We start from the raw sequence: 23,505 nt of genomic DNA, 5'->3' as shown, positions 1-23,505 counted from the left end.
TGTGGGACGGGCCTTCTGCTACTTTAATAAATAAACAGGGAAAACACCTTACAGCTTTGCCCTGCCCCTGCGGGCATAGAGGGCGTAAAATCCAGCGCCCAGGGCCGCGGTGACGGCTTCGGTGAGGGGAAAGGCCAGCCAGACGCCCGTCATGCCCCAGCAGGCGGCCAGCAGGAAGGCCATGGGGAGGATCAGGAGGAAACCCCGCAGCAGGGAGGTGATATGGGCAGGCAGGGCCCGCTCCACCGAGGTGAAATACATTGACAGGATGATGTTGAACCCGGCAAAGAGCGCGCCGGTGAAATAGAGCCGCAGGCCCTCTTCGGCGATCTGCTGGAGCCGGGGGTCCCCCTCACTGTTGAAGATCAGGGCCACCGGTCCGGCAAAGAGGAACAGCAGGAGGTAGAGGGCGGCGGACAGGACCAGGAGGGTGATCAGGGCATAGCGCAGGTACTGGCGGATCAGACCGGGACGGTCCTGGCCGTGGGCGGTGCTCACCAGAGGCTGGATGCCTTGAGAGATGCCGGTGTACACGGCGGTGACCACCAGGGAGATGTTGGCGATGACGCCGTAGGCCGCCACTCCCGTGTTGCCCTCCAGACCCAGGATGATGCTGTTGAAGGCGATCATGACCACGGCGGAGGACAACTGGGCCAGCAGGGAGGGCAGGCCCAGGGAGAGGGCAGAGGCTGTGGGGCCGGGGGAGAGAGGGCCGGGGACCAGGCGCAGATCTCCCTTTTTGCGGATACAGTGAGGAAGCAGGATGAGGATGCCCAGCACGGGGGACATCCCGGTGGCCAGCACCGCACCGAAGATGCCCATCCCCATGGGGAAAATAAAGATGTAGTCCAGCACGATGTTGGCCAGGCTGCCTGCTGCAGTGGCCAGCATGGACAGCCGGGGGTCCCCGTCGTTGCGGACGAAGCAGAGCAGCACGTCGTTGACGAGGGTGGCGGGGGCGAAGAGGAGCAGCACCTGGAGATAGGTCCGGGTCATCTCAAACACAGCTTGGTCGGCCCCCAGGAGGACGGTGATCCCATGGGAGCAGAACAGGCCCAGCAGGAGGAAGGGGATGGAGAAGAGGACGGACAGAAGAAGCATGCCGGTGAACATCCTGGAAGCGCCGCCGGGGTCCCCCCGGCTCTGATGAATGGAGTATTTGGTGGCCCCGCCCATCCCCAGCATCAGGCCGGTGCCGTGGATGAAGTTGTAGATGGGGATAGCCAGATTCAGGGCGGCCAGCCCGGCAGTGCCCAGGCCCTGGGCCACGAAGAAAGTGTCGGCCAGGATGTAGCAGGACACCGCGATCATGCCGCAGGAGCTGAGGGCGGAGTAGCGGACAAACTCCCGCAGAGGAGTGGACTGTGACATATTCTGCACCTCTTTCGGTAAGGTCCAGCCCCGGCCGCGCCAGGGCAAAGAAAAAGCGCTGTGATCCCGTATCTTACAAAGGCCTAACGATACAGGAAAACAACGCATGGGGCCCACCCGGCGGTGGACCGTCTATCCAATTTGTACTCTTAAGATACCAGAAGAGGGCGGGAATGTCAAGGCCCTTCCAGGAGGAGAAGGGAGCTGGCGGGTTTGGTCTGGACCGATCCCGCCGGAGGAGTCAGGCGCGGGGGGATGGGGCGGTCTGCCCATCTGGGCAGGGCGGGCCGGAGAAAGAAAACAGAGCTGCCTACGGGATAACAGACAAATCGCAGGCGGGGGCGAAGGTGTGCACCGGCTCCTCCCCCCGCAGCAGGCGCAGGCCGCCCAGGGCCAGGGCCTCCATCTCATTTTCCCCCGGGATGACCACCACCCGGGCCAGGTTGTGGAGGTAGCCGATGACCATGTCGGTGAGCATCTTGGAATAGGCCAGCCCGCCGGTGAGGATCACTGCGTCGATCAGTTCGGTGAAGCAGCCCAGCAGGGTGCCAACCCCCTTGGCGATCTGGAGGGCCTGGGCCTTGTACACCAGGGCGGCCCGCTCGTCTCCCGCCTGGATGCGCCTCTCGATCTCCCGGCAGTCGTGGGTGCCCAGCAGGGCGGACATGCCCCCCTCGCCCCGCAGCTTTTTCAGCATCTCCGCCTTGGTGTATTTGCCGGAGTAGCACAGGTCCACCACATAGAGGGTGTTGGTGCTTCCCGAGCGGTCGGGGGAGAAGGGGCCGGCGTCATCGGATACCGAGTCGATGATTCGGCCGTGGCTGTGGGCACTGATACTGATGCCGCCCCCCAGATGGGCCACCACCAGATTCATGTCCTTATAGGCCAGTCCCCGGCTCTCGGCGTACTTGTGGGCGGTGGCCCGGGCGTTGAGCACATGGCAGAAGCTGGTGCGGGTGACCCCCTTGAAGCCGGTGATCCGGGCCTCGGGCAGCAGCTCGTCGCTGGTGACGGCGTCATAGATGTAGGCGGGGATGCCCAGGGGCCGGGCGAAGGCCAGGGCCATCACGCCTCCCAGGTTGGAGGCGTGCTCAAAGACCGGATAGTGGAGCAGGCAGTCCACCAGGGCGTCGTTCACCTGGTAGCCCCCGGCCACGATGTTGGGCAGGATGCCGCCTCGGCCCACCACGGCGGTGAGGGTGGACAGGTCCACCCGCTCCTGGGCCAGCAGGCCCCGGACCAGGGCCACCCGGTAGTCCAGCTGGTCGTTGAGGGTGGGGAAGGGGGCAAGGTCCTGATTGGAGTGGGGGATGCTCCGGGAAAAGAGAGGCCGGGTGCCGTCATACACCGCCGCCTTGGTGCTGGTGGAGCCGGGGTTCAGGATAAGCAGCCGTTCCGGCATGAGAAACGCCTCCTTTTTGGCAGGATCACCGCCGGGACATGGCGGCGCAGATGAGGATGGAGTTATATTTCTCCTCCCAGGAAGCCCCCCGGGAGTTGAGGGCGATGGGCACCGAGGCGCCCAGCACCACACCGGCCATCTTCCCGCCGGCCAGCCCATAGAGGGCCTTGCCCAGCAGATTGCCGGCGGCGATGGAGGGGACGAGAAGGATGTCCGCGTCCCCCGCCACCGGGCTGCAGTAGCCCTTGAGGCGGGCCGCCTCAGCACTGGTGGCCAGATCCAGAGAGATGGGGCCCTCCACCAGGCAGGGGCCGAAGTCTCCCCGCTCCCCCTCCTCCCGGAGGGCGGCGGCGTCTCCGGTCTCGGGCATGCGGGGGCTCACCGTCTCCGCAGCACACAGCGCCGCCGCCTTGGGCCTCTCATACCCCAGAAAGCGGCACAGTGACAGGGCGTTGCGGAGGATGGCCCGCTTCTCCTCCAGGCCGGGAGCGATGACCAGCCCGCCGTCGGTGATGTAGAGTAGCTTGTGGTAGGCGGGGACCTCCAGAATGGCCACATGGGAGAGCAGCCCCTCCCCGCGGATGCCGCCGGCGCGGTCTACTACGGCCCCCAGCAGGGCGCCCGTGGACAGACGGCCCTTGATGAGCAGACTGCCCCGCCCCTGGCGGACCAGGGCCACGGCCCGGGCGGCGCACTCCGCCTCTGTTCCGGCGGGGACCAAGTCCTCCTCCGGGACCGAAGCGCCCAGACGGTCCAGCAGGGGGCGGAGCTGGTCCGGGGGCCCCACCAGGATGGGGTGGATCAGGCCGTCCCGCCGGGCGGCCAGCACGGCCTGGAGGGTGTGCTCATCCTGGGTGGCGGCCACCACGGCGGACCGGGGACCGGACTGATGGAGCTGCTGCCGGAGCTGGGCAAAGGATGAAAGCATGGAAAAAACCCTCCTTTTTCGGATAGTTTACCACGGAAGAGGAAAAATGTACATCATTTTTCTCTGGGAGGCCTGGGCGGAGGATAGGGGGAAACAAAGACCGCCCGCCCCCCATCGGGGAGGCGGGCGGTGGATCAGGCGGTCAGTTCATCCTCGGTTCTGGGCCTCCACCAGGCGGACGCCGCAATACTGCTCCCGCAGCTTGGGCTTTTCAATCTTGCCGGTGGCGTTACGGGGGACGGGGGCGAAGATGATCTTCCGGGGGCGCTTGTACCGGGGCAGGTCAGTGCAGAACTGGTTGATCTCGCTCTCTGTGCAGGTCATGCCCTCTTTGATCTGGATGATGGCGGCGGCGATCTCCCCCAACCGCTTGTCGGGCAGGCCGATGACGGCCACGTCGTGGACCTTGGGGTAGGCGGCCAGGAAGTCCTCGATCTGCACCGGGTACAGGTTCTCGCCGCCGGAGATGATGACGTCCTTTTTCCGGTCCACTAAGAAGTAGAAGCCGTCCTCATCCTGCTTGGCCATGTCGCCGGTGTGGAGCCAGCCGTCCTTGAGCACCTCGGCGGTGGCCTCCGGATTGTGGTAGTAGCACACCATGACGCCGGGGCCCTTCACACACAGCTCCCCCACCTGGCCGAAGGGGACGGGCTGGTCGTTCTCGTCGGTGATCTTCACCTTCCAGCCGCAGCCGGGGACGCCGATGGCCCCCACCTTATGGAGATTGCCCAGGCCCAGGTGGACGCAGCCCGGTCCGGTGGACTCGGACAGGCCGTAGTTGGTGTCGTACTGGTGATGGGGGAAATAGCTCATCCAGTGCTTGATGAGGGAGGGGGGCACCGGCTGGGCGCCGATGTGCATCAGCCGCCACTGGGACAGGCGGTAGTCCTCCAGCTTCAGCTCACCACGGTCCAGGGAGGCCAAAATGTCCTGGCACCAGGGCACCAGCAGCCAGACGATGGTGCAGCCTTCGTTGGAGACGGCATCGAAGATGGCCTTGGGGGAGTTGCCCTTGAGCAGGACGGCCCGGCTGCCGGTGAACAGGGAGCCGAACCAGTGCATCTTGGCGCCGGTGTGGTACAGGGGCGGGATACAGAGGAATACGTCCTCGTGACAGGTCTCGTGGTGGACGGCCTCCATCCGGGCGGACTGGAGCAGGGCCTGATGCTTGAGGAGGATGGCCTTGGGGAAGCCGGTGGTGCCGGAGGAGTAGTAGATGGCCGCGTCATCCTCATCCTGGATGAGCACCTTAGGGGGCTCACTGGAGCAGTTGGCGGTGGCGGTGTGGTAGTCCTCGGCAAAGGAGGGGCAGTTCTCTCCCACAAAGAAGAGCAGGCGGCCCCGGGACAGGGAGGGCGCCACGTCCTCCACCCGGCCGATGAACTCCGGGCCGAAGAGGAGCACATCCACGTCGGCCAGCTGGACGCAGTACTCGATCTCCTGGGCGGTGTAGCGGAAGTTCAGAGGGACGGCGATGGCTCCGGCCTTCAGAATGCCGAAATAGATGGGCAGCCACTCCAGGCAGTTCATCAGCAGGATAGCCACCTTGTCCCCCTTATTCACCCCGCGGGAGAGGAGCATGTTGGCCACCCGGTTGGCCTTCTCGTCGAAGACGCCCCAGGTGATCTCCCGGCGGTAGGGGACGGTGGATGCGGGCTCGATGAGCTCATATTCCTTCCACGTGACCCGGTGCTTTTCCTGGATCTCCGGGTTGATCTCCACCAGGGCGGTCTCGCCGCCGTAGAGCTTGTGATTGCGCTCCAGCAGGTCGGTAATGGGCATTTGCCTCGGTCCTTTCCAAAAGGCGGCGGTGCCGCCTGACTTCATTGGTTTTACTCGTTAAAGTATCATAGCGAATTTTTTCCCGAATGTCAAGAGGAAAGGTCCTTTCTTTCCCAAACGCCTCCTGCTGGCGGGATCTTTCAGAGGCAGCGTCTTTGGAGCGAAGGAGGGGCCCCCTGCCTGGAGACACAGAAAATCCCGCTTGACAAATGGGAAGAGAGGTGTATAATGCAAACCAACAAAGGCGCAGACGGAGACAGCATAGAGCGCGGAGAGAGCCAGTCAGAGAGTTCCCGGTAGGTGCGAGGGGCCTGGTTCCGCAGCTTGAAATTTCCTCTCCCGAGCCGTCCGAGGAACGCTCCCTCCGGGGGCAAGTAGAGCGGAACCGGGTCCTCCCGTTACAGAGGCTGGGTATTGCTGGATACCCATTGAGGCCGCACTCGCGAGGGGGCGGTAAAAAGAGGTGGTACCACGGGGCACGCCCCGTCCTCTGGCGGCAGTCGCCAGAGGTTTTTTTGTACCCTTTTTCAAAAAACGGTCCCCGCCAGGGCGGTTTTCTCTTTACCTTCACGCTTTGATGTGCTAAAATCACTTTAAACCATTGAACCACGGGCGTCCCTTTGCCCGCGGCGCGAAAAAGGAGTGACACTATGCCCAAAGCGGAACATCAGAGGGGCCGCAGCATGGCCCTGTACGAGACAATCCTGAAGCTGAAGGACCTGGACGAGTGCTGCCGTTTTTTTGACGACCTGTGCACCCCCACCGAGCTGCGCTCCCTGGAGCAGCGGTTCGACGTGGCGGTCTACCTCCAGCAGGGGTTGGTCTACCTGGACATCCTGGAGAAAACGGGGGCCAGCAGTGCCACCATCAGCCGGGTCCGCCGGGCCATGCTGGACAACGGCGCCGGCGGTGTGATGCAGGACGTCATCATCCGGGAGGGCCTGGGAGAGCCCAAAGCAGATCCTGAGCCGTGACGGTGCGGGAAGCCGTCCGGCATTGCGGGGAAGAACAATACAGAAAGCAGGGAACAGATTCATGAAACAACTGATGTTGGGCAACGCCGCCGTTGCCCGGGGACTTTACGAGGCGGGCTGCTGCGTGATCTCCAGCTACCCCGGCACCCCCAGCACCGAGATCACCGAGGAGGCCGCCAAATTCGACGATATTTACTGTGAGTGGGCCCCCAATGAGAAGGTAGCCATGGAGGTGGCTTTCGGCGCCAGCCTGGCAGGAAAGCGGTCCTTCTGCGCCATGAAGCACGTGGGCCTCAACGTCGCCGCTGACCCGCTGTTCACTGTGGCCTATACCGGCGTCAATGCGGGCATGGTCATCGCGGTGGCCGACGACCCGGGGATGCACTCCTCCCAGAACGAGCAGGACTCCCGGCACTACGCCATCGCCGCCAAGCTGCCCATGCTGGAACCCGCCGACTCCGCCGAGGCCCTGGCCTTCACCAGGCGGGCCTATGAGATCTCCGAGGAGTTCGACACTCCGGTGATCCTGAAGATGTGCACCCGGGTGGCCCACTCCCAGTCCATCGTGGAGACCAGCCCCCGGACCGAGGGGCCGGAGCGTCCCTATGAGAAGAACATCGCCAAGTATGTAATGATGCCGGGCAATGCCATCCGCCGCCACCCGGTGGTGGAGGACCGGATGCGCCGCCTGGCCCAGTACGCCGAGACCTGCGATCTGAACCGGGTTGAGATGGGGGACACCAAGCTGGGCATCATCACCTCCAGCACCTCCTACCAGTATGTGAAGGAGGTCTTTGGGGAGGAAGCCTCTGTCCTCAAGCTGGGGATGGTCCACCCTATGCCCGAGGGACTGATCCGGGACTTCGCCGCCAAGGTGGACCGACTGGTGGTGGTGGAGGAGCTGGATCCCATCATCGAAAACTACTGCCGTCAGCTGGGCCTGACCGTTTCCGGCAAGGAGGCCCTGCCCCTGGAGGGGGAGTTCTCCCAGAACCTGGTGGCCGCCAAGCTGGGCGGCGCGGTACATACCGGCACCGCCCTGGAGGACGCCATCCCGCCCCGCCCGCCGGTGATGTGCGCCGGCTGTCCTCACCGCGGACTGTTCTACACCCTGGCAAAAAACAAGTGTACCGTGCTGGGCGACATCGGCTGTTACACCCTGGGGGCGGTGGCCCCTCTGAACGCCATGGAGATGACCCTCTGCATGGGCGCCTCCATCAGCGGCATCCACGGCTTCAACAAGGCATTGGGGGAGAAAAGCGAGGGGAAGACGGTGGCCGTCATCGGAGACTCCACCTTCATGCACTCCGGCATGACCGGCCTGGCCAACATCGCCTATAACCAGTCCAACTCCACGGTCATCATCCTGGACAACTCCATCACCGGCATGACCGGCCACCAGCAGAACCCCACTACCGGCTACAACATCAAGGGGGAGCCGGCGGGAAAGATCGATTTGGAGCAGCTGTGCCGGGCCATGGGCTTTGAACGGGTCCGGGTGGTGGACCCCTATGACCTGAAGGCCACCGACCAGGCGGTGAAGGAGGAACTGGCCGCCCGGGAGCCCTCCGTCATCATCAGCCGCCGGCCCTGCGCCCTGCTGAAGTATGTAAAGCACCAGGCCCCTCTGGCGGTGGATACGGACAAGTGCGTGGGCTGCAAGAGCTGCATGCGCATCGGCTGCCCCGCTATCTCCATGAAGGAGGGCAAGGCCCATGTGGACAACACCCTGTGCGTGGGCTGCGGCGTGTGTGAACAGATGTGCGCATTTGGTGCCTTCCAGAGCACCGAGAAGGAGGGCTGAGCCATGAAGACCAAGAATATCATGATCGTAGGCGTGGGCGGACAGGGCTCCCTGCTGGCCAGCAAGCTGCTGGGCCATCTGCTGATGGAGCAGGGCTATGACGTAAAGGTGTCCGAGGTCCACGGCATGTCCCAGCGGGGCGGCAGCGTGGTCACCTATGTGCGCTACGGCGATCGGGTAAATTCCCCTGTTATCGACAAGGGGGAGGCTGACTACATCGTCTCCTTCGAGCTGCTGGAGGCCGCCCGCTGGCTCAGCTATCTGAAGCCCGACGGCCAGATCGTCACCTCCACCCAGCAGATCGATCCCATGCCCGTTATCACCGGCGCGGCCCAGTACCCGGAAAACCTGGTGGAGAAGATGAAAGCGGCCGGCGCCAAGGTGGACGCCCTGGACTGCTTGGCTCTGGCCGAGGAGGCAGGCTCCTCCAAGGCGGTGAACATCGTGCTGATGGGCCGGCTCTCCCACTACTTCGATCTGCCCGACGAGGCGTGGCAGAAGTCCCTGGAGGTCTGTGTGCCTTCCAAGTTCCTGGAGCTGAACAAGAAGGCATTCCAGCTGGGTAAGAACGCCTGAAAGGAGGGCGGAGAGATGGCGGAGGAGCGCGTCCCTTTGGAGATCCGCAGGGCAGAGCCGGAGGACGCGGCGGAGCTGCTGTCCATCTATGCCCCATATGTGGAGGAGAGCTGGGTGACCTTTGAGTGCGTCCCGCCCACGGTGGAGGAGTTCCGGCGCCGTATGGAGGAATTTTCCCGGCACTACCCCTATCTGGTGTGCTGCCGGGCGGGGGAGATCCTGGGCTATGCCTACGCCCACCGCCACATGGAGCGGGAGGCCTACCAGTGGAACGCGGAGCTCACTGTCTATGTGCGCCGGGGTCGGGAGGGCTTGGGGATCGGCACCGCCCTCTACGGGGCGCTCATCCCCAAGCTGCGGGAAATGGGGCTGGTCAACCTGTACGGGGTGCTGGGACTGCCCAACCCGGGCAGTGAGGCCCTGCACCGCCGCTTCGGCTTTACCCGGCAGGGGCTGTACCCTCGGATGGGATTCAAGCTGGGGGAGTGGCACGACGTGGCCCAGTACGGCCTGCGCCTCACCCCCCCGGACCGGCCGCCGGAACCCCTTTTTCGGACAGAAGGGGGGACGCAGGGATGATCTGGAAGTATCTGCTGCGGATCTGGGGCTGGGTGTGCCTGCTGGCAGCCGCCCTGCATGGGGCTTTGACCCTGTATGCGGCCGCTGTGCCGTACAATATCTATCAGCCGGGAGGCACCGGACTGGCGGAGTGGCTGGGCATGGGGCTGATCTCCCACGGCCTGGCCCATGTGATGGCCCGCCTGGACGAGCTGGGATGATCGCAGGGGGGTCCATAAAAAAATCAGGATAGAGGGGGGACATGGATGAAATTTGTCATTGTCATAGAGTGGCTTTTGGGGCTTTGGGGAGCATTTGCCCTCTATGTGGCTCTGGTGTGCGGAATTGCTTTTTTTGATGCGAGCACGCCGGAAAATCTGGCCATGTTCCTGTTGAGCGGGTGTGCCGCCCTGTTTTCCTTTGCTCTGATCGCGGTGCTGGAACTGCTTCGGAAAAAGCAGCAGACATCGCCTAAATAAAAGCCGAGAATTTCTTTGACTCTTTTTTGCATGAAAGAGAAGAAATATGAAAACGAGAGAGGGATGATTCCATTGGAACGCTATTATCAGCCGGAGATCGAGACTGCGTCCCGGGAACAGATCAAGGCCTGGCAGGACGAGCGCCTGGTAAAGCAGGTCCAGCATGTGTGGGACAACGTGCCCTACTACCGCAAAAAGATGGAGGAGAAGGGGGTCACACCGGCGGATATCAAGTCCAGCGACGACCTGTACAAGCTGCCCTTCCTCACCAAGTCTGACCTGCGGGATGCTTACCCCTACGGGCTGGTGGGGATGCCCCTGAAGGACTGCGTCCGCATCCAGTCCACCTCTGGCACCACTGGCAAGCGGGTGGTGGCCTTCTACACTCAGGAGGACATCGATCTCTGGGAGGACTGCTGTGCCCGGGCTATCATGGCTGCGGGGGGCACCAATGAGGATGTGTGCCAGGTGTCCTACGGCTACGGACTGTTCACCGGCGGCCCCGGCCTCAACGGAGGCAGCCACAAGGTGGGCTGCCTCACCATCCCCACCTCCTCGGGCAACACCGAGCGTCAGATCATGTTCATCAAAGACTTGAACGCCACCATCCTGTGCTGCACCCCCTCCTATGCCGCCTACATCGGCGAGACCATGAAGGAGATGGGAATGAGTCCGGAGGAGATCCCCCTGAAGGCGGGCATATTCGGTGCGGAGGCCTGGTCCGAGGAGATGCGCCAGGACATTCAGAATACCCTGGGCATCAAGGCATATGATATCTACGGGCTCACCGAGCTGTCCGGCCCCGGTGTCTCCTTCGAGTGCTCCGCCCAGAGAGGGATGCACATCAACGAGGACCACTTCATCGCTGAGATCATCGACCCGGACACCGGCGAGGTGCTGCCCGAGGGCAGCGAGGGCGAGCTGGTATTCACCTCCATCACAAAGAAGGCGTTTCCTCTGCTGCGCTACCGCACCCGGGACATCTGCACCCTCACCCGGGAAAAGTGTCCCTGCGGCCGCACCCATGTGAAGATGTCCAAGCCCAGGGGCCGCACCGACGACATGCTCATCATCCGGGGGGTCAACGTATTCCCCTCCCAGATCGAGACGGTGCTCCTCAATTACGGTTATCCCGCCAACTACCAGATCATCGTGGATCGGGTCCACTCCACCGACACCCTGGACGTGCAGGTGGAGATGACCCCGGAGATGTTTACCGACAAGGTGGGCGAGGTGGACCGCCGCCAGAAGGAGTTGGTGGACGGCCTGCGCTCCATGCTGGGCCTGTCCGCCAAGGTCACCCTGGTGGCTCCCAAGTCCATCGTCCGCAGCGAGGGCAAGGCGGTCCGTGTCATCGACAAGCGCAAGATCTGACTGATTTGACAGGAGGGAAGAGTTATGAGCGTCAAGCAGCTTTCCGTGTTCCTGGAGAATAGGCCCGGTGCCCTGTATGGGATGACCGGTATCCTCTCCCAGAACAAGATCGACATGCGGGCCCTCTCGGTGGCGGAGACCCGGGATTTCGGCATCCTCCGCATCATCGTGGACGACCCGTACAAGACGGCCACTGTCCTGAAGGACGCGGGCTATGTGTACAACATCACCCCCGTGCTGGGGGTGGCGATCCCTGACGTGCCGGGCGGATTGAACAAGGTGCTCCAGGTGCTCACCGATGCCAGGATCAACGTGGAGTACATGTATGCATTCCTGGGGGGCAAGACCGAAGCCGCCTATATGATCTTCCGGGTAGAGGACAACAATGCCGCGGCGGAGGCCCTGGCCTCCCGGGGCATCAAGACCCTGGAGGAAGCGGATATCCAGCGAATGTAAAGCGAAACAGCTTTCAAGAAAAAGGACAGACCGCGCGCCAGCCGGCGCGCGGTCTGCTTTTTCAGATCCGGTCGTAGAAGGGGGAGACTCCCTTGGAGGCGTCCTGGCCAAAGCGGGAGGAGCGGGGGACCAGATCCACCGTTTTTCCCTCCAGCCAAGGGCGGGCGGCCCCGGCAATGGCGGAAAAGACAGCGTCCTGCTCTCCATCCTGGTCCACTACCACCAGATAGCTGGGCTCCATCTCACCCTCCCGGACCATCAGGCGCAGGTAGAGTGCCTTTACAGCTGGGAGCTCACGGGCAGCGGAGCAGATGGCCTCCACCATCCGCTCCGGGTACTCCGCCGGGTCCCCCAGCATGACTCGGGTATCCTTCTGAATCACCTGCCGGACTGGTGGAGTGCCCTCTGCCTTCTGCCGGGCCAGGCGGGCCACCGTCTCCCGGTCCAGGGTGAGGCTGTCCCCGAAGGGATCGACCACAAAGCCGGCGGCCCGGCTGTCCCGCTGGAGCATAGAGGCATAGTCGTCGAAGGTGAGGACCAGGGTCTGCTGGTCCTGGGGGCCGCACAGCTTCCGCAGCTCCCCCCAGTTGGTGAAGGCGGGAAAGAAGGGACGGCCCTCCTGGCTGGAGATGAGCTGAAACTGGATGGCGGTGTTCTGCTCCAGTGTAGTCTGGCCGGAGACAGCGGGGGGCGGCGCGGGGGTGAGGACCACAGGCGCGAGCAGATGGGCCTGGGTCATGAGCTCCCTCAGCGCCCGGTCCTGGTTGGCGGGCGTGTTCTCCCGGTGGAGGGCGGCGAGGGCTTCAGACAGACGGGGATTGACGATGGGCTTTGTGACATCAACCATGGCGGTGACCTCCTTGTGTGTCATGGGTAGGGTGCGGGGCCTGACCTGCTTGTCTCTGCTTGGAGCCTCAGGAAATCTCCCGTTCAAAGATCACCTGATAGCACTGGGCGGGACCCACACCCCGCCCCTCACAGAAGGGGATCACGATCTGCTTGAATCGCCACCCATTTGCTGCCTCGTTTTCGATTACGTCCTTACAGGCATCGAAGGTAGACCCTGCTTTCGGGGGACGGGAAATGATCCCCTGGGTATTCCAGGCCACAGGGACCTGTATGAATTTGTACTCGTACTGCTTCATCAAGATGACCTCCCTGCGGGCTTTCTTGCCTGCTGCTTTATATACTGACGGCCTGGATCTCTCCGGAAAATGGAAGAAAAAGGCCCCGAGTGGCTACAGCCCCAGCAGGCGCTGGGCGTTGCCGCCCAGAATGGCGTCCCGCTCTTCTGGGGAGAGGGGCAGGGCGCGGATAGAGGCCACATCGGCGGATTGGTCCCCCCAGGGGCTGTCGGTGCCGAAGAGGAGGCGCTGGGCCCCAAATTTTCGGACAAAGCGGACAAACTGCTCCTGTTCCATCATGTGCAGCTGGTCCTCCGAAAAAGGGTGTCCCTCCAGGGGGGTGAGGTCGCCGTAGGAAAAGGCGGTATCCAGCAACACGCTGGACTGGGGGAGCAGGGCCTCTACCTGGTCCCACTGGCGCCAGCCTCCCATGTGGGCCAGGATCAAGGTCACCGGGCCCACCTGTTCCAGGGCGCGGAGCACCATCTCCGGGTCGCAGTAGGTGGGGGCGGGGATGCCGATGTCGATGCCGGCGTGGGTGAGGACCACGAGCCCCAGCTCGCCGGCCCGGTCCAGGATGCGCAGATAGCGGATATCGTCGAACCGGGTGGCCTGATAGGCGGGGTGGAGCTTGATGCCCTTCAGACCCAGGGCAGCGATCCGAGCCAGCTCTCCCCTGGGGTCCGGACAGTCCGGGTGGATGCAGCCGAAGGAGTAGATGCCGGTCCCGCGGCCCCGGGCGTTGATCTGAGCGGCGCTCTCGTTGACATGGGCCACCTGATGGGGGTTGGTGGCCACCGGCAGGACTACGGAGCAGTCGATGCCCGCCCGGGCCATGGAGGCGGCCAGGCCGGCGTTGGTGGCGTCGGTGAAGGCCCGGGTATGACAGGCACCCTGGAGCTTGCGGATGGTGGGGGCCGCAAGCTTGTCAGGGAAGGTGTGGGTGTGGATATCAATGACCATGGCGGTCCTTCCTTTCCTGGGAAATGATGCCGCAGCCAAGGGAGCGCGGCATGTCGGTCCCAAGCATACCACATTTTTCGCTCGGAGGCAACGACAGCCCGTTCGAGGTCCGTTTATCTTAAAACTCCAAACTCCGCTGGGGTTGAAGCGGCGGTTTCGTATTGCCATACAGAATCGGCTGCGGTATAATCAGGGCGGCAATCAAAAGCTGCGGAGGTATGTCCATGAAAACGATCTATGAAAAGTATATGGCATCGCCGATCGACAAGGAGCTTTTATGCTTGGAGCATGGCGAGATCACAGAGCCATATTTTTGCTACCCTGTCAATGCAGAGCCGATAGGATTTGAAGGGTGTATCCTGTACTGCTTTTTGCCGGAGTATGGAGAGATGGTATTTGCCTGCGACCCGGAAAGCTGTGCAGATCGGAATGTATATCCACTGGCAAAAAATTTCGAGGATTTTCTCCGTTTGATCCTGGCGTGCGGCACCGCTGATCCAGTGGAGCAGATTGTTTGGATGGATAAAAGGCAATTTGAGGAACACATGGAACACGAAGAAAAAATTTTGACACAGGAGCAGAGGGCGGCGGTACAGCAGCTTCAACGCGAAATGGATCTGCTGCCAATGGAAACCCCGTTTGAATATGTCAAGGCGATCCAAAAAGACTTTGATGACAGTAAAATACAGTACAGCGATGAATATTACGAGGTGACTGGCAGAGAGGCCCCGAAAGAAACAGACACGCCCAACAAAACTTTATTGGAATTTCAGACTGTCACAGTTGAAGTTCGCGGCCAAAATGATAGAGCCTGACAACTTCTGATCTATCTGGCAGTTACCCGATAAGGGCAGCTGCGGCTTGACTGTTTTGTAAGGAGCATTTCCAAAACTGCTTCTCAGCTAAAAAGAGGAAAAGGGGACCGCCCCGGCGGGCGGGGGATGGGAGGAGCGGTGCCGGACTGCGTTCCGGCCCTTGCCAAATGGCGGGAAAGCATCTATAATACCAGTAAAACAACGGCAGAACGTCTGCCGCGATGGAGGGAACGACATGGCTCTGGATATGAAGTATTTTGAGGAGATGGAGGCCAAGATCCCAAAGGGGAAGGTCCGCACCCGGTTTGCCCCCTCTCCCACCGGCTATATGCACGTGGGCAATCTGCGCACCGCCCTTTACACCTGGCTCATCGCCCGGCACCATCAGGGCACCTTTATCCTGCGCATCGAGGACACTGACCAGACTCGGCAGGTGGAGGGTGCCACAGAGGTGATCTACCGCACCCTGGCGGAGTGCGGGCTGGACCACGACGAGGGCCCCGACGTGGGCGGCCCGGTGGCCCCCTATATCCAGACCCAGCGCCGGGACACCTATGGAAAGTACGCCCGGCTGCTGGTGGAAAAGGGACACGCCTACTACTGCTTCTGTGAAAAGACCGAGTCGGAAGAGGACTCCGGCCAGTTCGACCGGGCTTCGGACCCCTGCCGCGCCCTGAGCCAGGAGGAGGCTCAGGCCCGGGTGGACGCGGGCGAGCCATACGTCATCCGCCAGAAGATCCCCAGCGGCGGGACCACTACCTTCCATGACGCCATCTTCGGGGACATCACCGTGGAGAACGACACCCTGGACGACCAGGTGCTCATCAAGCGGGACGGCCTGCCCACCTATAACTTCGCCAATGTCATCGACGACCACCTGATGGGCATCACCCATGTGGTCCGGGGCAGCGAGTATCTGTCCTCTGCTCCCAAGTATGATCTGCTCTATCAGGCCTTTGGCTGGGAAGTGCCCACCTATGTGCACTGTTCCCCCGTGATGCGGGATGCCCACAACAAGATGTCCAAGCGCCACGGGGACCCCTCCTACGAGGACCTGAAAGCCCAGGGCTACCTCACCCCCGCCATCCTGAACTATGTGGCCCTGCTGGGCTGGTCCCCCAGAGGAGAACTGGCGGAACAGGAAGTATTCTCTCTGGAGGAGCTGGTGGCCGCCTTTGATCTGGCGGGTGTATCCAAGTCCCCGGCCATCTTTGATATTGAGAAGCTCACCCACTTCAACGCCCTGTACCTGCGGGCCATGGAGCCGGCGGACTTTGCCCGGGCGGCAGAGCCCTATATCCGCCAGAGCGTGAAAGACCCGGCGCTGGACGCGGCGGAGATTGCCGGCCTGCTCCAGGCCCGGTGTGAGCGGCTCACTGACATCCCGGAGAAGGTGGACTTCTTCGATGCCCTGCCTGACTATGATGGGGCTCTGTTCACCAACAAGAAGTCCAAGACCGACCCGGAAGTGGCCCGGGCCATGCTGGAGGCCGCCATCCCCGCCCTGGAGCGGCTGGACGGCTGGACCACGGAGGGCATCCACGACGCCCTCATCGCTCTGGCGGAGAAGCTGGCGGTGAAGAACGCCACCCTCATGTGGCCGGTGCGCATCGCCGCCGCCGGAAAGGCGGTCACTCCCGGGGGCGCGGTGGAGATCTGCCACGTGCTGGGCCGGGAGGAGACTCTGCGCCGCCTGCGCCTGGGGCTGGACAAGCTGCGATAAGATCCACCTGTCCCCGGCGGCCTGTGCCGCCGGGGACATTTTTTCCGAAACAGGAAAAAACAGGCTGTTCAAGGCTGGGCCGGGATGGTATAATAGCGGAGAAAACACATGCCCGCGGCAGCCGGGCAACCACAGAATGGAGGAATCGAGATGAAATGCCCCTTCTGCGCCTATCTGGAGAGCAAGGTGGTGGACTCCCGTCCCGCGGACGAGGGAGCCAGCATCCGCCGCCGCCGGGAGTGTCTGTCCTGCCATAAGCGCTTCACCACCTACGAGACCATGGAGAGCCTGCCCCTGATGGTGGTCAAAAAGGACGGCAGCCGCCAGAGCTTTGACCGGAACAAGGTGATGAACGGCCTGATCCGGGCCTGTGAAAAGCGGCCGGTCTCCTTCAGCACCATGGAGGAGATCGTCAACGAGATCGAGCAGACCCTCCAGAACGAGATGGAGCGGGAGGTCAGCTCCGCCGAGATCGGAGAGCTGGTGATGGAGCGGCTGAAAAAAGTGGACGAGGTCTCCTATGTGCGCTTTGCCTCCGTCTACCGCCAGTTCAAGGACATCAACACCTTCATGCGGGAGCTGAACAAGCTGCTGGAAGATAAGTGAGCAATCCGGCCCCGGGACCACATGGTCCCGGGGCTCAAATTGTCGCAAAAGGCCGTCGGGTCTTTTGCGACGAAGGGCTGCATGACAGATGAGGCCTATTTTTGCAGGAAAAAGCCGCCTCATCTGTCATGAGAGGTGTCATTTTCCAGAAGCATGTCCCGGGAAATAATGCTTTTTGATTTGATCCTGTCTTCCACGGACGACAGAACTCTTTGGGGCCCCCTCTGGGGGAGATTTTTCACTAGCGGAAGCGGGGGGCCGAGCCATCGGCCTCCCGCTTTTTGTGCCGCGCCAGGGCGGAGCTTAAAGGAACCGCTTCATCTGCTGGATGTTCTGTTCCTCGGTGTGCAGCAGGCGGCTGCCCAGGGCCAGCAGCTCCGGGTCCGCCTTGCCGGTGTACTGGTGGATGCGCCGGGTCATCTCCACAGTGCCCATGGTGCTCCCCTGGATCATCAGCTGAGCCAGCTTGGAGGTGGTGTGGTCGGCGGCAGTGCGGGCTTTGAGCATGGCACCGGACATGGCCCGGACAGTCAGACCCGGGGTATGGAGCCGGGCACCATGCTTCCGGGCATAGGCCTGTGACTGGGCGGCGATGGTCCGGTATTCCTGGAGCTGGCTGTTCAGGGCCTGGCCCATGGCCCGGCTCTGGGGCAGGGACAGCACCTGGGGGATGGCGCTCACCCCCATAGCCGCGTTTTTATGAATGAAAGACAAAAACTGCTGATCGTGATCCATGAAATTTCTCTCCCTTCCTCCATATTATCTGAAAAATTCTGCAAAATATACGAGAAAGAGCAGGGATTTTGTAAAAATATTTGAGATCCTGTCCTTGATGGTCGGAGCGGGGGGCGCTATAATAAACTATCTTTTTCCCGGGGCACGCGAGGCGCCGGAGTCGAAAGGGGCGGAGAATATCGTGAGTATGGAAGACATCCGGCTGGAGCAGGGGCTCCACGAGGAGTGCGGTGTATTCGGGATCTATGACCCGGAGGGCAGCTGCGCCCAGACCACCTATTACGGGCTGTACGCCCTCCAGCACCGGGGGCAGGAGGCCTGCGGCATCGCGGCCATCAATGACCGGGAGCAGTCCTTTTATAAGGACGTGGGACTGGTCAGCGAGGTCTTCGACCGGGAGACCCTTCAGCGCCTGAATGGGACCATGGCGGTGGGCCATGTGCGCTACGCCACCACCGGCGCTGGGGCGCGGGAGAACGCCCAGCCCCTGACCATCAAGTATGTGAAGGGAACGCTGGCGGTGGTCCACAACGGCAATCTGGTGGACGTGGACCGGCTGCGGGCCCGGTTTGAGTACCAGGGGGCAATCTTCCACACCACCAGCGACTCGGAGCTCATTGCCTACGCCATTGCCCAGGCCCGGCTCCACGGGCCCAGCGTGGAGGAGGCGGTGTGCCGGGCTGTGGGGGAGCTGCGAGGGGCGTTCTCCCTGATCGTCATGTCCCCCCGTAAGCTCATCGCCTGCCGGGACCCCTGGGGCTTCCGCCCCCTGTGCATGGGCCGGAAGGGGAAGGCGGTGCTGTTCGCCTCTGAGTCCTGCGCCATCGAGAGCGTGGGGGGCACCCTGGAGCGGGAACTGGACCCAGGAGAGATCGTGGTGGTGGAGGAGGGGCAGGTGCGCTCCATCCGAGACAACTGCAGGGGCCAGTCCCACATGTGCATCTTCGAATATATCTACTTCGCCCGGCCCGACTCGGTGATCGCCGGGCAGTCAGTCCACGAGGCCCGGGTGAACGCCGGCCGTCTGCTGGCCCGCCGCCATCCAGTGGAGGCCGACCTGGTGGTGGGGGTGCCTGACTCCGGGCTGGACGCCGCCCGGGGCTATGCCCAGGAGAGCGGCATCCCCTACGGGGTGGGCTTTGTGAAAAACCGCTACGTGGGCCGCACTTTCATCACTCCAGACCAGACCAGCCGGGAGCAGGCGGTGCGCATCAAGCTGTCTGCCCTGCGCAGTGAGGTGGAGGGCAGGCGGGTGGTGATGATCGACGACTCCATCGTCCGGGGAACCACCTGCCGCCAGATCACCAACCTGCTGCGGGAGGCCGGGGCGAAGGAGGTCCACATCCGGGTGTCCGCGCCCCCCTTCATCGCCCCATGCTACTTTGGAACCGATATCCCGGACCGGGAACGGCTCATCGCCTGCCAGCATTCCCTGGAGGAGATCCGGGAGATCGCCGGGGCGGACAGCTTGGGCTATCTGCCTCTGGAGGACCTGCACCAGCTGGCCCCCAAGGCGGCCTGCGGCTTCTGTGACGGCTGCTTCACTGAGCGCTATCCGGTGGACCTGGAGTGAAAAACGAGCCCGCGCGCCTGCAGTGTTCTGCGGACGCGCGGGCCTGTTCTTTTTTGGTGGGTTCTTGCTGACAAGGAGTTCAGCCTGTCACTTATCCTGGGGCTGTGGATTTCTGGTGGGGAGCAGGGAGTTGATGAGGAAGGCCACCGTTACTCCCACCACCGTCTCCGACACCCGGGCGGCGGCGTAGTAGTAGCGCTGGATGCCGGACACGTCACCGGAAATGAGCATGACGCAGGGGAGGATGCAGGCCATGCCGCAGGCCGCGGGCCGGTTGAAGAGCATGCAAAGCCAGATCCCGCACACACAGGCGGCTCCCAGCATCAGGACGATGCCCACCCAGTGGGACAGCAGGGGCTCCAGGAGCAGCATAGCCACCCCCAGGATGGCACCGATGAACACCCCCACAAAGCGGGAGAGCCCAACCTGGAGGGTCTGCTCCAGGGAGCTCTGCATGCACACGATGCAGGCGATGCAGGAATAGGTGGGGCCCACATAGGCCAGCACCCCAGGGTAGCTCTCGTTATAGAGGAGGCCGAAAGGGACAAAGATCAGGTAGGAGAGCATCACTGCCACGGCGGTCTTAGTGGTGCGCATCCCGATATGTGGGAACTTGAACTGTTTCATGGGGAAGACCTCCTGCTGTGTCCTGTTGTGCCAGGCCCCGCAGCCGGGGCGCCCTGCTAGGATGCCCGGAAAGTCTGAGCAGTAACAGGGGAGAGGGTAGAGTTTGGGAAACAACTCGATTGTATCCTGAGGCGGGGGGAAAGTCAAGCCGTCCACGCCCTGTACCCTTTTCCCCTCTGGACCGGTCTTCAGGACAGAAACCCTCCCCGCGTCCATTCAGATGAGGGGGATCTGCTCCAGGTCACACGGGTCAATAAGCAGAAGGCGAATTATCATTCGCTCTAGTGATCTCAATCACTTCTAATTGCAGATGATATGTGTTTTCCTCTCCATCCAGATCAACTGTTTTCAGCTCAAACCAAAGACCATCAACTAAATTATCAATATCATCAGGGATAAGAATGTCCCCGGTTATTTTTCCTATATCCTCGGAAATATTTATTGCGCCTCCTGTTTTATCTTCAACTCTATTGGACATTAAAATATTCTCTTCACCATCTGATGTAAGATAAATGGTAGCTGAGTATGAAGCAATATCCGTAAACTTATCTTTTCTTGTCTCCAAATTACCGCCATAACAGATCTCTTCTTCAGCGTCTAAAACGATGACCCCATTTGAAACAGAAATAAATTCATTTTCCCCGCTAAAAGAATAGACTGCTAGCGGCTGCCCTTGCCTGCTTTGAGAAGAAATACTGCACCCTGCGAGCAGCAAAGCGCAGAATACGATTGCCATCAAAACTGGTGTTACCTTTTTCATGACACCACCCACTTAAAATATTGATTTATCCCTTTTTGCTTTCATTAACGGGATGAAAGGGGGAAGTCGTCCTCTGCCGCTCCAAAGGGACCGCTCCCTCCGGGCAGGAAAAAATTCCCCGTGCCAGGGGCACGGGGAATGGATCACTTGCGGACAGCGGCCTTCACCCGCTCCACGGCTTCCACTGTGGCGGCGGCGTCGCCAAAGGCGGTGAGGCGGACGTAGCCCTCACCGCTGGGGCCGAAGCCGGCGCCGGGGGTGGTGGCCACATTGGCCTGATCCAGCAGCAGATCAAAGAAGTCCCAGGACCCCATACCGCCGGAGGTCTTGAGCCAGATATAGGGAGCGTTGACCCCGCCGAACACCTGGAGCCCGGCAGAGGTGAGGCCCTCCCGGATGACCTGGGCGTTTTTGCGGTAGTAGTCGATGGAGGCGCGGGTCTGCTCCCTGCCCTCGGGGGTGTATATGGCGGCGGCGCCCCGCTGGACCACATAGGGGACCCCGTTGAACTTGGTGCACTGGCGGCGGTTCCACAGGCTGTTCAGCTTGGCACCGTCCCGCTCCAGCTCCATGGGGACCACGGTGTAGGCGCAGCGGTTGCCGGTGAAGCCGGCAGTCTTGGAGAAGGAGCGGAACTCGATGGCGCAGGTTCGGGCACCCTCGATCTCAAAGATGCTGTGGGGGACATCCTCCTCGCAGATGAAAGCCTCATAGGCGGAGTCGTAGAGGATGACGGAGCCGTTGGCGTTGGCGTAGTCCACCCACGCCTTCAGCTGCTCCCGGGTGGCTACCGCGCCGGTGGGGTTATTGGGGAAGCAGAGGTAGATGATGTCCACCTTCTCACGAGGGGGAACAGGGGTAAAGCCGTTCTCCTCCACACAGGGCATGTAGACCAGCTTGTTCCATCGGCCCAGCTCCTCCTGGTAGTCACCGGCCCGGCCGGCCATGGCGTTGGTATCGACATAGACAGGGTACACCGGGTCGCACACCGCCACCACGTTGTCCAGACCGAAGATGTCGCCAATGTTGCCGCAGTCGCTCTTGGCGCCGTCGGAGACAAAGATCTCCTCCGGCTTGATGTCCACGCCCCGGGCGGCGTAGTCGTGCTGGGCAATGGCCTCCCGCAGGAAGTCGTAGCCCTGCTCCGGGCCATAGCCGTGGAAGCCCTCGAAGGTGCCCATCTCGGTGACGGCCTGGTGCATAGCCTCGATGACAGCAGGGGCCAGGGGGCGGGTCACGTCGCCGATGGACAGCCGGATGATCTTGGCGCCGGGGTGGGAGGCGGAGTAGGCGGTGATCCGGCGGTTGACCTCGGAGAAGAGGTAGCTGCCGGGCAGCTTCAGATAGTTTTGGTTGATGTGGGCCATGGGGAGACCCCTCCTTTGCAGAAAAACTTACAAACTATTATGGCGGAATTTTGCCCCGCTGTCAATCCTAACCTCCGGGCCACTCCCCCTCGAACACGGTGACGGCGGGGCCGGTCATGCGGATGTGCCCGCTGGCTGTGTCCAGAGACAGGACCAGGGAGCCTCCGGGGAGAAGGGCGGTGACCTCTGGGGGGCACAGTCCCAGGAAGTGGGCGGCAGCCAGGGCGGCGCAGGCGCCGGTGCCGCAGGCCAGAGTCTCGCCGCTGCCCCGCTCCCACACCCGCAGCCGCAGCTGATCCCCCTCCACGGCCACAAATTCCACGTTGGTCCGGTCGGGAAAGACGGGGTGGTGTTCCAGGGCGGGGCCCAGCACGTCCAGGGCGATCTCCTCCGGGTGGGGGCAGAAGAGGATGCAGTGGGGGTTGCCCATAGAGACGGGCATGACGGAGTAGGTGAGCTCCATCAGAGGGATGGAGATCTGGGGAAAGACGGAGGGCTCCCCCATGTCCACCTCCACCTGTCCGATGCCGGCGGGGCCGGGGAGGAGCCGGAGGGCACGCAGGCCGGAGTCGGTGTCCACCTGGAGGCTGGTGCGGCGGGTGAGCCCCTTGTCGTACACATACTTGCCCAGGCAGCGGATGCCGTTGCCGCACATCTTTCCCCGGGAGCCATCGGCGTTGTACATCTCCATGGCAAAGTCCCCCCGCCGGCCGGGGCAGACGCAGATCAAGCCATCCGCCCCCACACCAAAGTGGCGGTCGGAGAGCCGGACCGCCAGCCCGGCGGGGTCGGGGGGACGGCGGGAGAGGCAGTTGAGGTAGATGTAGTCGTTTCCCAGCCCCTCCATTTTGGTGAAGCGCATGCCATCACTCCTTTTCGGGGCGCGGCGGGCGCGCCCGGTCTGGAGGATGGATATGCGCCGGCAGGCGGGAATATGCCGCAGCTCAGCCTCCGCCCTGGGCGAGGGTCCGCCGGGCGGTCTGGACCAGTGTGAGGCCCTGGTCCATACTCCGCTTCTGGAGGGTCCGGTGGGCCTGTTCCTCGGTGAGCCCGTCCCGCTCCATGAGCAGGGCCTTGGCACGAGCGATGAGATCCTGCTCTAAGGGGGAGCGGCGGTGGCGGGTATAGCGCTCCATCCGGTGTCCGAACTGGAGCAGCAGGGAGACGGTGGAAAGGGCCTCCTCACGGCGGATGGGGGTCGGCAGCTTGAATATGTCCGGGTCAGAACACAGGGCCAGCTGGTGGGCGGGCCCCACCATCAGCAGGGAGCAGAAGGGGGGCAGATCCCCGCACAGCCACTCCGCCGGGCCGTCGGACAGACGAGTGCCGCAGACCACGCAGTAGATGGGCTGGGCGGCGGCGGCGCGGCGCACCTGGCTGCCCGAGTGGCAGATGAGGCAGGCGGCGGAGCCGGAGCCCTCCAGCAGATCCCGGAATTTGCGGCAGAGGGAGTCACTCTCAAAGGCGACGATGACCGTATCCAATGGGGGGCTTCACTCCTTTCAGCG

25 protein-coding genes are annotated in these 23,505 nt (G+C 62.5%); 12 read left to right on the top strand and 13 right to left on the bottom strand.

Going from position 1 to position 23,505, the window contains the following annotated elements; genetic code table 11:
• Positions 1-48: 48 nt before the first annotated feature.
• The 4 genes from L9O85_RS08610 to L9O85_RS08595 form a co-directional block, all read right to left on the bottom strand.
• Positions 49-1,371, bottom strand: a complete 1,323-nt coding sequence (locus L9O85_RS08610; protein ID WP_301578400.1) for an MATE family efflux transporter — start codon at positions 1,369-1,371, stop codon at positions 49-51.
• Between the two features lie 310 nt (positions 1,372-1,681).
• Complete coding sequence (buk, locus tag L9O85_RS08605; protein ID WP_050624986.1) at positions 1,682-2,773, bottom strand: butyrate kinase; 1,092 nt, start codon at positions 2,771-2,773, stop codon at positions 1,682-1,684.
• 25 nt (positions 2,774-2,798) lie between these two features.
• Complete coding sequence (locus tag L9O85_RS08600) at positions 2,799-3,701, bottom strand: bifunctional enoyl-CoA hydratase/phosphate acetyltransferase (protein WP_301578399.1); 903 nt, start codon at positions 3,699-3,701, stop codon at positions 2,799-2,801.
• A gap of 147 nt (positions 3,702-3,848) precedes the next feature.
• Positions 3,849-5,483 (bottom strand): class I adenylate-forming enzyme family protein, encoded by a 1,635-nt coding sequence (locus L9O85_RS08595; protein ID WP_301578398.1) that lies wholly within the window; start codon positions 5,481-5,483, stop codon positions 3,849-3,851.
• 650 nt (positions 5,484-6,133) lie between these two features.
• Between L9O85_RS08595 and L9O85_RS08590 the strand changes: the two genes are divergently transcribed.
• The 8 genes from L9O85_RS08590 to L9O85_RS08555 all read left to right on the top strand — a co-directional run bounded on the left by L9O85_RS08590 (position 6,134) and on the right by L9O85_RS08555 (position 11,704).
• Positions 6,134-6,457, top strand: a complete 324-nt coding sequence (locus L9O85_RS08590; protein WP_050624983.1) for a YerC/YecD family TrpR-related protein — start codon at positions 6,134-6,136, stop codon at positions 6,455-6,457.
• 61 nt (positions 6,458-6,518) lie between these two features.
• Complete coding sequence (gene iorA, locus L9O85_RS08585; RefSeq protein WP_050624982.1) at positions 6,519-8,261, top strand: indolepyruvate ferredoxin oxidoreductase subunit alpha; 1,743 nt, start codon at positions 6,519-6,521, stop codon at positions 8,259-8,261.
• 3 nt (positions 8,262-8,264) lie between these two features.
• Entirely contained in the window at positions 8,265-8,837 is a 573-nt protein-coding gene (locus L9O85_RS08580) for an indolepyruvate oxidoreductase subunit beta (RefSeq protein WP_050624981.1), read from the top strand.
• Positions 8,838-8,852: 15 nt separating this feature from the next.
• Positions 8,853-9,416, top strand: a complete 564-nt coding sequence (locus L9O85_RS08575; RefSeq protein ID WP_108981147.1) for a GNAT family N-acetyltransferase — start codon at positions 8,853-8,855, stop codon at positions 9,414-9,416.
• Positions 9,413-9,616: a hypothetical protein gene (locus L9O85_RS08570; RefSeq protein WP_301578397.1), complete on the top strand. Its 204-nt coding sequence runs from the start codon at positions 9,413-9,415 to the stop codon at positions 9,614-9,616. Before L9O85_RS08575 ends, L9O85_RS08570 begins: the two co-directional genes overlap by 4 nt.
• A 45-nt stretch (positions 9,617-9,661) precedes the next feature.
• Positions 9,662-9,874, top strand: coding sequence for a hypothetical protein (locus tag L9O85_RS08565; RefSeq protein WP_050624978.1), 213 nt, complete (start codon positions 9,662-9,664; stop codon positions 9,872-9,874).
• A 72-nt stretch (positions 9,875-9,946) separates the two neighbouring features.
• Positions 9,947-11,248: a phenylacetate--CoA ligase family protein gene (locus tag L9O85_RS08560; RefSeq protein ID WP_050624977.1), complete on the top strand. Its 1,302-nt coding sequence runs from the start codon at positions 9,947-9,949 to the stop codon at positions 11,246-11,248.
• Between the two features lie 24 nt (positions 11,249-11,272).
• Positions 11,273-11,704 carry an acetolactate synthase gene (locus L9O85_RS08555; RefSeq protein ID WP_050624976.1) on the top strand — a complete coding sequence of 144 codons (432 nt, stop codon included), beginning with the start codon at positions 11,273-11,275 and terminating at the stop codon, positions 11,702-11,704.
• A 61-nt stretch (positions 11,705-11,765) separates the two neighbouring features.
• On the opposite strand, the gene L9O85_RS08550 is transcribed toward L9O85_RS08555, so the two are convergent.
• The 3 genes from L9O85_RS08550 to L9O85_RS08540 form a co-directional block, all read right to left on the bottom strand.
• The gene (locus L9O85_RS08550; RefSeq protein WP_301578396.1) at positions 11,766-12,551 is read right to left on the bottom strand and encodes an enhanced serine sensitivity protein SseB; all 786 of its coding nucleotides are present in this window, start codon (positions 12,549-12,551) and stop codon (positions 11,766-11,768) included.
• A 67-nt stretch (positions 12,552-12,618) separates the two neighbouring features.
• Complete coding sequence (locus L9O85_RS08545; RefSeq protein WP_256181961.1) at positions 12,619-12,849, bottom strand: DUF4177 domain-containing protein; 231 nt, start codon at positions 12,847-12,849, stop codon at positions 12,619-12,621.
• Positions 12,850-12,942: 93 nt separating this feature from the next.
• Positions 12,943-13,791 carry an amidohydrolase family protein gene (locus L9O85_RS08540; RefSeq protein WP_108981150.1) on the bottom strand — a complete coding sequence of 283 codons (849 nt, stop codon included), beginning with the start codon at positions 13,789-13,791 and terminating at the stop codon, positions 12,943-12,945.
• Between the two features lie 224 nt (positions 13,792-14,015).
• On the opposite strand from L9O85_RS08540, the gene L9O85_RS08535 reads away from it, so the two are divergent.
• The 3 genes from L9O85_RS08535 to nrdR all read left to right on the top strand — a co-directional run bounded on the left by L9O85_RS08535 (position 14,016) and on the right by nrdR (position 16,935).
• Positions 14,016-14,606 carry a hypothetical protein gene (locus L9O85_RS08535; protein ID WP_301578395.1) on the top strand — a complete coding sequence of 197 codons (591 nt, stop codon included), beginning with the start codon at positions 14,016-14,018 and terminating at the stop codon, positions 14,604-14,606.
• A gap of 235 nt (positions 14,607-14,841) precedes the next feature.
• Positions 14,842-16,329: a glutamate--tRNA ligase gene (gene gltX / locus L9O85_RS08530; RefSeq protein ID WP_301578394.1), complete on the top strand. Its 1,488-nt coding sequence runs from the start codon at positions 14,842-14,844 to the stop codon at positions 16,327-16,329.
• A 150-nt stretch (positions 16,330-16,479) separates the two neighbouring features.
• Positions 16,480-16,935: a transcriptional regulator NrdR gene (gene nrdR, locus L9O85_RS08525; RefSeq protein ID WP_050624970.1), complete on the top strand. Its 456-nt coding sequence runs from the start codon at positions 16,480-16,482 to the stop codon at positions 16,933-16,935.
• A 303-nt stretch (positions 16,936-17,238) separates the two neighbouring features.
• On the opposite strand, the gene L9O85_RS08520 is transcribed toward nrdR, so the two are convergent.
• A complete protein-coding gene (locus L9O85_RS08520) occupies positions 17,239-17,670 on the bottom strand; it encodes a hypothetical protein (protein ID WP_276852680.1) in 432 nt (143 codons plus the stop codon).
• Between the two features lie 187 nt (positions 17,671-17,857).
• On the opposite strand from L9O85_RS08520, the gene purF reads away from it, so the two are divergent.
• Positions 17,858-19,243 carry an amidophosphoribosyltransferase gene (purF, locus tag L9O85_RS08515; RefSeq protein ID WP_301580130.1) on the top strand — a complete coding sequence of 462 codons (1,386 nt, stop codon included), beginning with the start codon at positions 17,858-17,860 and terminating at the stop codon, positions 19,241-19,243.
• A gap of 87 nt (positions 19,244-19,330) precedes the next feature.
• Here the strand turns inward: purF and L9O85_RS08510 are convergent, their stop codons facing one another.
• The 5 genes from L9O85_RS08510 to L9O85_RS08490 form a co-directional block, all read right to left on the bottom strand.
• Positions 19,331-19,870, bottom strand: coding sequence for an FUSC family protein (locus L9O85_RS08510; protein ID WP_050624967.1), 540 nt, complete (start codon positions 19,868-19,870; stop codon positions 19,331-19,333).
• A 250-nt stretch (positions 19,871-20,120) separates the two neighbouring features.
• Positions 20,121-20,630 (bottom strand): hypothetical protein, encoded by a 510-nt coding sequence (locus L9O85_RS08505; RefSeq protein WP_277117643.1) that lies wholly within the window; start codon positions 20,628-20,630, stop codon positions 20,121-20,123.
• A 143-nt stretch (positions 20,631-20,773) separates the two neighbouring features.
• On the bottom strand, positions 20,774-21,997 hold the full coding sequence (locus L9O85_RS08500) for an LL-diaminopimelate aminotransferase (protein WP_256181956.1): 1,224 nt from the start codon (positions 21,995-21,997) through the stop codon (positions 20,774-20,776).
• 67 nt (positions 21,998-22,064) lie between these two features.
• The gene (gene dapF / locus L9O85_RS08495) at positions 22,065-22,859 is read right to left on the bottom strand and encodes a diaminopimelate epimerase (protein ID WP_276756856.1); all 795 of its coding nucleotides are present in this window, start codon (positions 22,857-22,859) and stop codon (positions 22,065-22,067) included.
• Between the two features lie 82 nt (positions 22,860-22,941).
• The gene (locus L9O85_RS08490; RefSeq protein WP_050624963.1) at positions 22,942-23,481 is read right to left on the bottom strand and encodes an ANTAR domain-containing response regulator; all 540 of its coding nucleotides are present in this window, start codon (positions 23,479-23,481) and stop codon (positions 22,942-22,944) included.
• Positions 23,482-23,505: the final 24 nt, after the last annotated feature.

It is taken from the genome of Lawsonibacter asaccharolyticus, assembly GCF_022453915.1.
In the GTDB taxonomy this organism is placed as follows: domain Bacteria; phylum Bacillota; class Clostridia; order Oscillospirales; family Oscillospiraceae; genus Lawsonibacter; species Lawsonibacter asaccharolyticus.
This window is presented reverse-complemented; position numbering and strand designations above follow the sequence as displayed.